This window comes from Pseudoalteromonas sp. MM1, from assembly GCF_030296835.1.
Lineage (GTDB): Bacteria > Pseudomonadota > Gammaproteobacteria > Enterobacterales > Alteromonadaceae > Pseudoalteromonas.
Map to the genome: position 1 here is coordinate 2,605,696 of NZ_AP027922.1, position 11,244 is coordinate 2,616,939.

General features: G+C 40.3%; 7 protein-coding genes. 5 read left to right on the forward strand and 2 right to left on the reverse strand.

The genetic code is table 11. The features are described 5' to 3' along the window. The first annotated feature begins 127 nt into the window (after positions 1 to 127). The 4 genes from QUE46_RS11875 (at position 128) to fahA (ending at position 7,316) form a co-directional block, all read left to right on the forward strand. The gene (locus QUE46_RS11875) at positions 128 to 1,621 is read left to right on the forward strand and encodes a peptide MFS transporter (RefSeq protein WP_286244925.1); all 1,494 of its coding nucleotides are present in this window, start codon (positions 128 to 130) and stop codon (positions 1,619 to 1,621) included. A 149-nt stretch (positions 1,622 to 1,770) separates the two neighbouring features. Beyond that, positions 1,771 to 4,518, forward strand: a complete 2,748-nt coding sequence (locus QUE46_RS11880) for a metallophosphoesterase (RefSeq protein ID WP_286244926.1) — start codon at positions 1,771 to 1,773, stop codon at positions 4,516 to 4,518. 307 nt (positions 4,519 to 4,825) lie between these two features. Next, entirely contained in the window at positions 4,826 to 5,872 is a 1,047-nt protein-coding gene (gene hppD / locus QUE46_RS11885; RefSeq protein WP_286244927.1) for a 4-hydroxyphenylpyruvate dioxygenase, read from the forward strand. 130 nt (positions 5,873 to 6,002) lie between these two features. Next, a complete protein-coding gene (gene fahA / locus QUE46_RS11890; RefSeq protein WP_286244928.1) occupies positions 6,003 to 7,316 on the forward strand; it encodes a fumarylacetoacetase in 1,314 nt (437 codons plus the stop codon). Positions 7,317 to 7,394: 78 nt separating this feature from the next. Here the strand turns inward: fahA and putP are convergent, their stop codons facing one another. Continuing rightward, positions 7,395 to 8,873 carry a sodium/proline symporter PutP gene (gene putP / locus QUE46_RS11895; RefSeq protein ID WP_286244929.1) on the reverse strand — a complete coding sequence of 493 codons (1,479 nt, stop codon included), beginning with the start codon at positions 8,871 to 8,873 and terminating at the stop codon, positions 7,395 to 7,397. A gap of 334 nt (positions 8,874 to 9,207) precedes the next feature. Between putP and QUE46_RS11900 the strand changes: the two genes are divergently transcribed. Further along, positions 9,208 to 10,431 (forward strand): EAL and HDOD domain-containing protein, encoded by a 1,224-nt coding sequence (locus QUE46_RS11900; protein WP_286244930.1) that lies wholly within the window; start codon positions 9,208 to 9,210, stop codon positions 10,429 to 10,431. 79 nt (positions 10,432 to 10,510) lie between these two features. Here QUE46_RS11900 and QUE46_RS11905 read toward each other — a convergent pair whose 3' ends face one another. Then, positions 10,511 to 11,242 carry a VacJ family lipoprotein gene (locus QUE46_RS11905; RefSeq protein WP_138540836.1) on the reverse strand — a complete coding sequence of 244 codons (732 nt, stop codon included), beginning with the start codon at positions 11,240 to 11,242 and terminating at the stop codon, positions 10,511 to 10,513. Between the last annotated feature and the right edge of the window lie 2 nt (positions 11,243 to 11,244).

Sequence of the window (11,244 nt, forward strand, 5' to 3'; positions counted from 1 at the left end):
CAACACGTTTAACCCCTGAAAATGATTAAGTATTAATACGGATTGGTATTAGTGCCCCAGGGCACAAAACAGCTAAAGCAAAAAATTATAAGGCCATTACAACAATTCTTAAAGTTAGGAAGTAAATATGAGTTCAGCTCCAGATAGTGGTTGGTTTGGCCACCCTAAAGGACTTTCGACATTGTTTTTCACTGAGATGTGGGAACGAATGAGTTACTACGGCATGCGAGCTATGCTCGTATTGTTTATGACAGCAAGCTTACAACAAGAAGGGTTAGGCTTTACTGTTGCTTCAGCGGCTGCAATTTACGGTTTATACACAGGTGCCGTTTATTTCTTAGGCTTACCTGGTGGTTGGCTAGCGGATAGATTATTCGGTGGCCAAAAAGCCGTATGGTACGGCGGTATCATTATCATGTGTGGCCATATTATTTTGGCCGTGCCTCATGAGTATTCATTTTTTATTGGTTTAATATTTGTAGCTACTGGTACTGGTTTACTTAAACCAAATATCAGCGCAATGGTAGGTCAGCTTTACAGCGATGCTGATGAGCGCCGTGATGGCGGTTACGCTATATACTACATGGGTATTAACTTAGGCTCTTTGATTGGTTACTACGTATGTGGCTACTTTATGGAAAATGTTGGCTGGCACTGGGCATTTGGTGCTGCAGCGGTAGGTATGGCGATTGGCTTAATCCAATATAAACGTACATTAAATAACTTACCAGAACACAGCGCACTACCTGCTAACCCTTTAAGCCCTCAAGGCACTACACGCACATGGGGTGCAATTGCATTGTTTGTTGCTGTTGTTACTGGCGTTACAGTAGCCGCTATGGCGGGTGTAATTGTTATCAATCCATCGGTTGTAGCCGGTTACACAGCCGTTATATTTACTGTTATATTTTTTGTATATTTTGGCCTTATTTACTTTAAAGGCAATTTAACCGGTGAAGAAAAACAAAGAATGTGGGCACTATTTTTAGTGTGTGTTGCTTCTGCGTGTTTTTGGTCTGGTTTTGAGCAAGCGGGTTCATCACTTAACCTATTTGCTCGTGATTACACAGACCGCCTTATCGGGACTTTTGAAATTCCCACTACGTGGTTTCAATCATTAAACTCACTGTTTATTATTGTACTGTCGCCGTTTTTTGCAGCGCTTTGGATTAACTTATCTAAAAAAATGATCTCGCCAACTTACAGCGTTAAATGTGCACTTGGCTTAATTATTATGGCTTCTGGCTTTTTAGTGATGTTTATGGCTGCTCAGTACGCTGCTGAAGGTTTAAAGGTTGCGCCTTACTGGCTTGTTACTACTTACTTTTTACATACAGTGGGTGAGCTTTGTCTAAGCCCTGTTGCATTGAGCGCAGTAAGTAAATTATCACCTCGGCGCTATACAGGCCAATTAATGGGTGTATTTGTTTTAACCTACTCTATTGGTAATGTTATCTCGGGCATACTGGCGGGTAACTTTGATCCAAACAATGTACAAGAAATCCCTAACTTATATTTACAAATTGCCTTATTTAGCATTGGCGTAGGTATTGTTCTAGTGCTTATGAGCTTTAAAGCAAAAGTATGGGAAAAACAAGGCTTAGAAGAAAATGTAGCATAATATTGTACGTTTAATTACGCATACTGCTATCTAATATTTCCTCCATAGCCAGCCGCTATGGGGGAAATTTTCTCAAATTTCTATATCACCTCACTGTAAACTGTTATTATCTGCTGATTAATTTTTAACTTGTCTCAGGGACGCAGTACATGCGCTTGTTAACTTTATATCGCACCCCATTTTTAATTTTTTGTATTTTTTTATTATCTGCCTGTGGTGGTTCAGACGATCAAGTTACAACTAACCCTAACGATCCTATTGAGCCAGAGCCAAGCGAGTTAACCGTATCTACAACGACCGGTTTAGATGTCAGCCTTGATGAAGGAAGCTTTTTACTGACTGTACCGGCCAATGCTGTATCTCAAAGCACTGAGCTTACCTACGAAAAAACAGTGCTAGATGATGCAAATGCACTGCTAAATATTATCTCAGATATACACCTACTGACTCCCAATACGCTTTCCTTTAGTAATCCAATTACAATTACCATAAAAATACCTGATGATTACCAATTAGGTGGCCAGCTATTTATTGCTAGACAATCTGGCGATAGCTGGGCAGTTATTGAAAACTCTTTTGTTGCAGATGGCTTTGTAAGTGCGCAAGTAACAACACTTGGAACCTTCGCTTTAATGATGCAGCGTAATGAGGCCTTTGCCGATATTGGCCCAACGTGTGATGCCACAGCCACAGAGCAATCAGTAAGGTTTATTCATGTTGCCGATTTACATGCACGATTTGGTTATGAGGAGCAGTATTTTAGCCGCATAAAGGCGTACTACAACCAAGCACTTGCACAAACGCCGCACACCCTGTTTACCAACGGGGGTGATGACTACGAAAAAGGCACGGTTGCTGAACAACTGTCACAAGGCAGTGCCACAGAAGAAGCCATTAAAGCCATGCAGTTTGATTTACGCGTAGTAGGAAATCACGACTATGCATGGGGCCCTGAAAAATTATTAAGTTATTCCCAAGATGAGAATGCCATCGTAGTTGCTAGTAATACCCGCTATGAGGGTGAGCAGCTTCAAGACTTTGCAGCTGTAGGCTTTGCTAAAGTTCAAGTTGGTTGTGTTACCTTGGGCGTATTTGGCATGACATCCGTACCATGGAACGAGCTAGACGAACCAATTGATGAGGAGCCTATTCCTGATTTTATCAAACAATTTAAAATGAGCTGGCAGTGGCAACAAATCGCACAAAGTATAGTAAGCCAATACCAAGACGAGGTTGACTATATACTAATGCTAAGCCATTTAGGTGAAGGCCTAGATATTGATATGGCAACCGATGTAAGCGGTATTGACTTAGTGTTAGGTGGCCATACTCATGGCGGAGAAAGTTATAATACGCTCGAGAACGGCGCAGTGGTTATTCAACCAGACTTTTATGCCAAAGGGATCACTGATGTTACCCTTACCTTTAATCTGCAAGATAAAACATCGCCAACGATAGATTACAACACCATTGAAACTGACAGCATTAGCGAACGTGATGAACAAACCAAACTTGCGATTGATGAAATTATGGGGCGTTATGCGCCCGATGCAAACACAGAAATTGCTATTTCTGAAAATTACCCGAGTAGTTTAGAACTTGCAGAAATAACGGCATTAGCTGCAGCCCATGCAAGTGATATAACGGCCGCTCTGCTCAACCCTGAATTAGTACAAACAAGATGGACACCCGGCACCTTAACACAAGAAGACTTTCATAAAGCCTACTATGTTGAGCGCCAGCCCTCTAACACTCCAGGCTTTAATTCGTTATATAGCGTAACGGTTACAGGTAGCGATTTAAACACCATGTTTGCCAGTCAGCCCGATTGGTTTTTACTCAAACCAGATGATATACAAGCTGCGAGCACTTACCAGGTTGCGTTGTTTAAAGGCGCAGCGCTTAATCCTGAGCTATTTTTTAGCGGAGTTACCTTTTCAAACGTAGAAGCCATTGACGAAGCATGGTGGTTACTCGATCAATATGCACGTTTTAGAACAAGCCAATGCTTATATCTAGATACCGATAATCAACTCTTTTCATGTAACGAGCAAAGCAATGTCACCGTGTGGAATTTTGACGATGCAAATAGCCCTTTAACGCCAGATTATGGTCCTTCAGTATTGAGCTATTTTGACCCAGAACAGACAAACTGGGGCCCTGAAGAAACGCAATATAATACAACTCAAGCACTTGGTATTTCAGATTTTTCTGATGGCAGCTCTGGTGTAATGGCGTTTTCACGCCACGCCCCTACTGAGGGGTTATTAATAACCTTAAATACACCTGCCAATGGTGATTATGCAAGTGAAGGCATGGTTTCTGATTACACCTTAGTAATGGATTTATATTGGCCTGAAGAAGGCAAAGATATTTATCGCGCAATCATGCAAGCAAACACACAAGATTACCTTACTGATGATGCCGATATGTTTATCGACCCAACGGGCGGTTATGGCAAATCAACCAGTGACAGTGGTTACTTTGGACAAACAGAGCCTGAAAACTGGCACCGAGTTGCATTTGTATTTTATACCGCCCCCAGTAATGGGGTATTTGAAGTGTACATAGACGGCGAGCTTGCTGGTGTGAAAGAAGACGGTGAAATAAATAACACCTGGGCATTAACGTCGTCTGTTTTACTCTTTACAGACAACAACTTTGAAACAGTGCCTGGTTATTTAAACGCCCTTTTATATGCTGGGCGCGCCCTGACTCGAGACGAAATTAAAAGCATGGGCAGCGCACAATCAAAACTGACATTTACCCCTACAACACGGGTATTAAACCAAGCTATTGAGCGCCATTACCAAGCAGCACCAATGGTAAAACCTAACCTTTGGCTCGAGCAGCGCAACACGTTTTTTAACAACCGCACACAAAGTGTAAACAATTAAATACAAAAAACATTACGTAACTACATTTTAAAAGAGGTTTTATTTTTATAAAACCTCTTTTTTATTCATTTATATCAACACCTTAAACTTTAATAAACTAAAAGCATCTAGCTAATATATGCATATTTACTCTAAAGCGTAAGGTATAAACCTACTAAGTAAGTAAACGTCTTATTAAATTTACAGTTTGCTCAAATGCTAAATCTGCTCCCCCTCTTCCCCAAACTTAAAATCTAGTTGATTATCTAGCTCAACACGACAACAACACATAATCGCAGTAGCAATATTTATTGCAGGAGTAAAAAAAATGAGTGAAGCAAATAATCCACTAGGTTTAGTTGGTATTGAGTTTACTGAATACGCAACACCTGATGCAGACTACATGGATAAAGTGTTTACTGATTTTGGTTTTTCAAAATTAAAAAAATTTAAAGACAAAGATATTATCTACTACAACCAAAACGACATTCACTTTTTACTAAATAACGAACGCGATGGTTTTTCTGCTGAATTTGCAAAAAGTCATGGTCCAGCAATTTGCTCCATGGGTTGGCGCGTAAACGATGCTCAGCATGCATTTGAAACAGCTGTAGCACGTGGTGCAAAACCCGCAACCGACTCAACCCATAAAGACTTACCTTACCCCGCAATTTACGGTATTGGCGATAGCCTGATTTACTTTATTGAGCAATTTGGTGATAAAGGGTCTATTTATGAGTCTGACTTTGAAGATTTATCATCACCTAATGTAGTTGAAGATAAAGGCTTTATACGTATAGATCACTTAACTAATAACGTTTACAAAGGCACTATGGAAACATGGGCAAACTTTTACAAAGACGTGTTTGGTTTTACAGAAGTACGCTATTTCGATATTAAAGGTCAAAAAACAGCGTTGCTATCGTATGCATTAAAATCACCCTGTGGCACCTTCTCAATTCCTATTAATGAAGGTAAAGGCAATAACAATAACCAAATCGACGAGTATTTAGGCGAATATAATGGCCCTGGTGTACAACATCTCGCGTTTTTAACTGACGATTTAGTAAGCTCGCTTGATAAGCTTGATAAATCGACCATTGCTACTTTAGACATTATTCCTGAGTACTACGACACTATTTTTGACCGTGTGCCTTGGGTTGCAGAAGACAAAGAAAAAATTCGCGAACATCAAATATTAGTCGATAGCCAAAGTGAAAATTGTTACTTATTACAAATATTTTCTAAGAACTTATTTGGGCCAATTTTCATTGAAATGATCCAACGTGTTGACGATGGTGGTTTTGGTGAAGGTAATTTCCAAGCATTGTTTGAGTCAATTGAGCGAGACCAAGAGCGCCGCGGCGTTTTATAACTTTTTTGAGTAAATTAAAAGCAGCGATTTTCGCTGCTTTTTGTCGTTTTAATATTTAAAAAGTAGGGTGCAAGATACAAGTATGCTTAAATAAATGCATGCACCTCACATCAAACCTAAAGGATAAGTAATGAGCCAAATTAACGAAACCCACGACATTAAATTAACCAGCTGGGTAGAGTCGGCCAATATTAAAGGCTGTGACTTCCCGATTCAAAATTTACCTTTTGCAGAATTTCGTACTAAAAACACAAATGAAGAATTTAGAGGCGGGGTTGCTATTGGCGATCTGGTTATTGATTTAGCAAAATTGAGCCGCTTAAACATTTTTACCGGTGATGCTAAAACAGCGCTTGATGCAGCAAGCGAATCAACATTAAATACATTTATGGGTTTAGGTGGGCAATACTGGTCAGCACTGCGTTTAGCGCTTTCAAAAGCATTGCGTGAAGGCGCACAGCAACAAAGTGAAATACAAAGTACGCTAATAGCTCAAGCTGATATAGAGTTTTCACTGCCGTGTCGTATTGGTGATTACACCGACTTTTATACCTCAATTTACCATGCAACAGCCGTTGGTAGCTTGTTTAGACCAGACAACCCGCTATTACCAAACTATAAATGGGTGCCGATTGGCTATCATGGTCGCTCATCATCTATTGATGTATCGGGGCAAACGTTTCATCGCCCTAAAGGGCAAACTAAAGCACCCGATGCAGATACCCCATCATTTGGCCCATGTAAACGCCTAGATTACGAGTTAGAGCTTGGTATTTACTTAGGTAAAGGCAATGCGCTGGGTGATGCTATCGCCATTGAAAACGCTGAAAACCATGTATTTGGCTTTTGTGTATTTAACGATTGGTCAGCACGAGATTTACAAGCATGGGAATACCAACCATTAGGCCCGTTTTTAGCTAAAAACTTTGCATCTACTGTATCGCCTTGGATTGTCACCACTGAAGCACTTGCACCTTTTAGAGCGGCTTGGACACGTGATGAAAACGACCCGCAACCAATGCCGTACTTAGAATCTGCTGCTAATCGCGAGCAAGGTGCTTTTGATATTCAAATGGATGTTAAAATTCAGACTCAAAAAATGCGTGATGAAAACCACCAACCTACGCAGGTCTCTGCCTCAAGCTTCAAACATTCATATTGGACTGTGGCGCAAATGGTGGCTCATCACACTGTTAATGGCTGTAACTTTATGCCAGGTGATATGCTCGGCTCTGGCACTCAGTCAGGCCCTACACATGAAGAAGCCGGCTCTTTATTAGAGCTTTCTCGTGGTGGTAAAGAAAAAATAACCCTGAGTAATGGAGAGCAACGCAGCTTTTTAGAAGATGGCGATAATGTAATTATGCGTGGCTGGTGTGAAAAAGAAGGCTATGCCCGTATCGGCTTTGGTAGTGTAGAAAGCACAGTGCTTCCTGCTAAATAACCCATTTATTTAAGGCAAATAAAAAGCCAGCTAGTTAATTAACTAGCTGGCTTTTTTTATACTTAACGTGCTGAGTGATTAAAGTTCTTTTTCAACTTCATCAAATAGCGCAGTAATATTTTGTGCAGGCTCTTTTGTCGCTAAGCTTACAACGACAATGGCAATACTTGCTAAAATAAAGCCTGGTACAATTTCGTACATGTAACTGCTTAAGCTTTGCCCATCAATCATAAACGGTGAGTAAATCCAAAACAGAACCGTGCCAGCACCCACAACCATACCTGCTAGTGCGCCTTCAAAGTTCATGCGTTTCCAGTACAGGCTAAATAGAACCAGTGGGCCAAATGCCGCACCAAAACCAGCCCATGCATTACTTACTAAGCTTAATATTGAACTGTCTCTATCGTACGCTAAGTAAATAGCACACAAGGCCACTGCTGCTACGCTAATACGCCCTACAGTGACAAGCTCTGTGTCGCTTGCTTCTTTGCGTAAAAACGTTTTGTAAAAATCTTCAGTTAACGAACTTGAGCTAACAAGTAATTGCGAAGAAATTGTACTCATGATAGCCGCCAAAATAGCCGCCAATAAAAAGCCAGCTATTAATGGATGGAACAACAGCTCAGAAAGAATTAAGAAAATAGTTTCTGGGTCTTCAACAACAATGTTGTTTTCATACGTATACGCGGCACCAAATAAACCTGTGCCCACAGCACCTATTGCAGCTACTATCATCCATGTCATACCGATACGGCGAGCTGTTGGCATATCACTTACGCTACGCACCGACATAAAACGTACAATAATATGAGGTTGACCAAAATAACCCAAGCCCCACGCCATTGCCGAAATAATCCCTAATGCAGAGCCTGCGCCTATCCAATTAAGCATATCTGGGTTAACGCTATGAAGCGTTGACTCTAGTGGCTGCTCTAATAAAGAGTAAGCAACTGTCGGTACAAGTATTAAGGCAATAAACATAATACAGCCTTGCACAAAGTCAGTTAGGCTAACAGCTAAAAAGCCACCAAATAAAGTATATAAAACAACAACACCGGTTGTGATATATAAACCCATTTCGTAACTTAAGCCAAACGAGCTTTCAAACAATTTACCGCCAGCGACAACGCCTGACGAAGTATAAAGTGTAAAGAACACAATAATTACTACCGCAGAAACTACACGTAAAAGGTTTGATTTATCATTAAAACGATTAGAGAAGTAGTCTGGAATTGTGATTGAATCGTTTGCTTTTTCTGTATAAACACGCAAACGCGGAGCGACTAATAAGTAGTTTAACCACGCACCAATAACCAAGCCTATTGCTATCCATGTACTGCTAAAGCCTGTAACAAACATAGCGCCGGGTAAACCCATTAAAATCCAACCACTCATATCCGACGCGCCAGCAGATAATGCTGCAACACTTGGAGATAAACTACGCCCGCCTAGCATATAACCCGATACATCACTTGTAGACTGTTTGTACGCATAAAGCCCAATGCCTAGCATGACTATAAAATACAATGCCAGTGAAATAATCATTCCTGTTTCCAAATTCGCCTCCACAAAGTTGTATAAAACAGGCTTTTAATCCGAATAATGACTCTTAAAATATTATAATAAAGTCACTATTGGGGTAAAAACCATCCGTCTTGACTATATCATGCTTAAAGGTGATAACTCCAACTTGTTACAGTGAAGTGAATAAAAAACAGTCACACTGACTATTTAGCCCTCAAACACTCGGCATATGGTAAATTTATTTACATAGATAGCTAATATTTAATAACAATTCATTAAATCAATAATAATTACCTAATGCTATTTTAAGCGTTTTACCATATATTATAGCCATTACGACTATTTATTATTTTGTACGGAACTATTTATGTATTTTTATGCTGCACGCCAACCTATTTTAGACCGCGAAAAGGAGCTTGTTGGATACGAGTTATTATTTCGTGATGGCGTTGATAATGTATTTCCAGACATAGACGGTGACGAAGCAACAACTAAATTAATTGAAGGGAGTCAGTTTAATTTTGGTTTAGAAGATTTAACTGGCAACAAACCCGCCTATATTAACTTTACCCTCGAAACCTTACTAAAAGGTTACCCTACTATGTTAGGTAAAGAGACGGTAGTGGTTGAGATCCTTGAAACAGTGCAACCAGGTAAGCGCTTGCTGGCTATTGTTAAAGATTTAAAAGAAAAGGGCTACACGCTAGCACTTGATGACTACATACACCAACCGGTATGGCGCCATTTTTATCCGTTTATTGATATTTTAAAAATAGACTTTTTAACCACGGATGAAAGTACAATAAAAACCATAATTAACGATATTAAAGCCTACCCACACATTAAGCTTTTAGCTGAAAAAGTAGAGACTTACGAGGCTTATAACTTAGCGCTTGAGCTTGGGTTTGAGTATTTTCAGGGGTTCTTTTTTTCAAAGCCAGAAATGGTACAAAGTAAAGCACTGCCGCCATCTGAAATGGCATTAGCTGAGCTGCTTTACGAAACCTCATCTGTTGAAATGGATCTTAAAAAGATCACTGATGTGTTTGAACGCGACGTAAACTTATCCTACAAATTATTGCGTTATTCAAACTCAGCTGCGTTTGCACGCAGGGCAGAAATAAACACAATCAAACAAGCATTAATAGTGCTAGGCGCCAACGAAATTAAAAAGCTACTATCTTTGTTATTTGCAGCGCAAGTTTCTGCTGATAAACCAGTAGAGCTTATTAGATTATCGCTAACTCGTGCACGGTTTGGCGAACTCCTCGCTATTTCACACGGCCAGTTTAAAGATACCGGTATGGCTTTTTTAACGGGCATGATGTCGCTTATGGACGCCATTTTAGATGAAAGTATGGAAAGCGTTATGCAAAAACTTCCGCTTTCTACAGAGATAAAAGCTGCACTATTAAATGACGAAGGCTTACTCGCTAAATACCTAAACTTAGTTAAATATTATGAGCACGCAGAGTGGGAAGCTGCAAATAACATCGCAAAAGAATTAAATCTAGGAGGAGAGGTGGCCGATGCTTACCACGAATCTTTAGCCTGGGTAAATGAGCAGATGCAACTGATGGTTAAAGAATAATAAACATTAAGAGCCGTGTATTAAAGCTCAAAATGCTCATAAAGATGCCAGCAATTGCTGGCATTTTTATGGCTGTTATTTATAAGCTTTCTAAGAAGTCTTCATCAAAGTCTTCAGGTTCTTCTTTAATTGGTGGGTTGCCGTCATATAGCTCATAAAGCTGGCGCTGGAAGTATATATCTTTAACAAACAAATACGGGTCAAGAGAGTCATTAAGTAGGCCTTCTTGTGGGATAAGTGCCGCACGAGCTTCAACCGCTTTTAGCGCAAACACTAAAATAGTTTGCGGTGTAGTCAGTGCGATTTCTGGTAACACAAAGTTATCAACTACGTCGCCAGTTAAATTACGTGCTGTAGTTGGTCCCATCGCCGGCAACATAATATATGCGCCGTCGCCAACACCCCACACGCCCAATGTTTGCCCAAAGTCTTCATCTACCAGCTCAAGTCCGAGTGAACTTGCAACATCAAAAATACCAAACACCCCTACCGTAGAGTTAACTAAAAAGCGCGCTAAGCTTACGCCTGCGTTGCCTGCTTTACCTTGCAGCCCTGCATTTATCATATCAACAGGCGCACTAATATTATCGGTAAAGTTAACAATACCATTGCGTACAGGTACAGGGGTCACTTCTACATACCCTACAGCCACAGGGCGTAAAATATAGGCATCAAGAATATCCATATTAAAGTCGTACAATGGACGGTTAATGCTTTGCAGCGGGTCGCGCTCATCAACTTTGTTTTCTGGTACTTGTGCACATCCGGCTAGCACCAATAAACATAAAAAAGTAAAACTATGCTTTAACATCT

What these genes read in the sequence shown, in the direction of transcription:
- QUE46_RS11905 (WP_138540836.1), bottom strand. Translation starts at nt 11,242, where the DNA reads ATGTTAAAGCATAGTTTTACTTTTTTATGTTTATTGGTGCTAGCCGGA.
- QUE46_RS11900 (WP_286244930.1), top strand. Translation starts at nt 9,208, where the DNA reads ATGTATTTTTATGCTGCACGCCAACCTATTTTAGACCGCGAAAAGGAG.
- fahA (WP_286244928.1), top strand. Translation starts at nt 6,003, where the DNA reads ATGAGCCAAATTAACGAAACCCACGACATTAAATTAACCAGCTGGGTA.
- QUE46_RS11875 (WP_286244925.1), top strand. Translation starts at nt 128, where the DNA reads ATGAGTTCAGCTCCAGATAGTGGTTGGTTTGGCCACCCTAAAGGACTT.
- hppD (WP_286244927.1), top strand. Translation starts at nt 4,826, where the DNA reads ATGAGTGAAGCAAATAATCCACTAGGTTTAGTTGGTATTGAGTTTACT.
- QUE46_RS11880 (WP_286244926.1), top strand. Translation starts at nt 1,771, where the DNA reads ATGCGCTTGTTAACTTTATATCGCACCCCATTTTTAATTTTTTGTATT.